The organism is Clostridium sp. SM-530-WT-3G, assembly GCF_012843905.1.
Classification (GTDB): domain Bacteria; phylum Bacillota; class Clostridia; order Clostridiales; family Clostridiaceae; genus Clostridium.
The window spans coordinates 1-1,136 of the sequence record NZ_JABAGC010000088.1 but is presented as its reverse complement, the minus strand read 5'-3'; the positions used below and the strand labels follow the sequence as shown (position 1 = coordinate 1,136).

Here is a 1,136-nt window from a genome sequence, read left to right as displayed (position 1 = left end):
GATAAATTGCAATAACAAATTGAACTAATTTCTATATATGACTTAAATGCTTGAATTTACTTATGCTATATAGATTTCATCTAAGTGTATTTCAAAAAGCTCTTCTGGAGTTTTATAGTTTAGTATTTTCCTTGGAAGAGTATTCATCCATTCTTCTATGAATACAATATCATCTTGACTATAATCTGAAATACGTTTTCCCTTTGGGATAAAACGGCGTATTAAACCATTATGACGTTCATTTGTACCTTTCTCAAATGAGCAATATGGATGAGTGAAATATACCTTTGTACCTATTTCAGATTCTAATGTGGATAAGTCAGCAAACTCAGAGCCATTATCACCAGTTATGCTTTTAAAAACTTCACTAAACTGCTTACCATATATGTTACGGATTCTGTTAAGTGCTCCCGTAACTGCTTCAGCAGTCTTAGATTCAATTTTTTGTATAATAGCATTCCTGGTTTTACGCTCAAGAATAGTCAAAAGAACACAATCATTATTAGATTTTTGCCCAACAACAGTATCAATTTCCCAATGTCCAAATTCTTTACGATTATCAATATCACTTGGACGTTCAGTAATGCTTCTGCCAAGTTTTTTCTTGTGTTCTTTTACTCTTGATGGTTTAGTATTTCTGCGTAGCTTCATTGGCAAATCTGCATTAATAACCTCTAACAGCCCAAGATCAATATAATTATATAGAGTTTTAGTGCAAACCATTTGAGAACGTTGAAACTTGCCTGTGGCAAGGGCGTAACCGACACAAGCGTCAGGAGACCATGAATGATTTTTTATCTTATCCACAGCATAATTAATAAACTCGCTACACTCTAGACGTTTAAATGTACGACAAGAATTTTCACGATTTCTATTGTAAATATTGGCACCAGTATCTGAAAGATACATTTTGATATGCTTGCCTTGCTTTATCTGTGTAGTTGTACCACGACGTATCTCATTAAGAATAGTGTTTATTGAACGATTAAGCTCTTTGGCTATTTTATACGCTGAATATCCATCTTTAAGACGTAGCTCTATAGTCAAGCGTTCTTTAGCATTCAAGTGTTTATTTTTACGTGATTCTATGTTATGATTTTGATGATCCATAGTGATTATCCTCCGTGTTGAATTTT

At 33.2% G+C, this 1,136-nt stretch carries 1 protein-coding gene; it reads right to left on the bottom strand.

The window, feature by feature from the left end; genetic code table 11:
• Nucleotides 1-60 precede the first annotated feature (60 nt).
• Nucleotides 61-1,110, bottom strand: coding sequence for an IS30 family transposase (locus HF850_RS15335; RefSeq protein WP_169106278.1), 1,050 nt, complete (start codon nt 1,108-1,110; stop codon nt 61-63).
• Between the last annotated feature and the right edge of the window lie 26 nt (nt 1,111-1,136).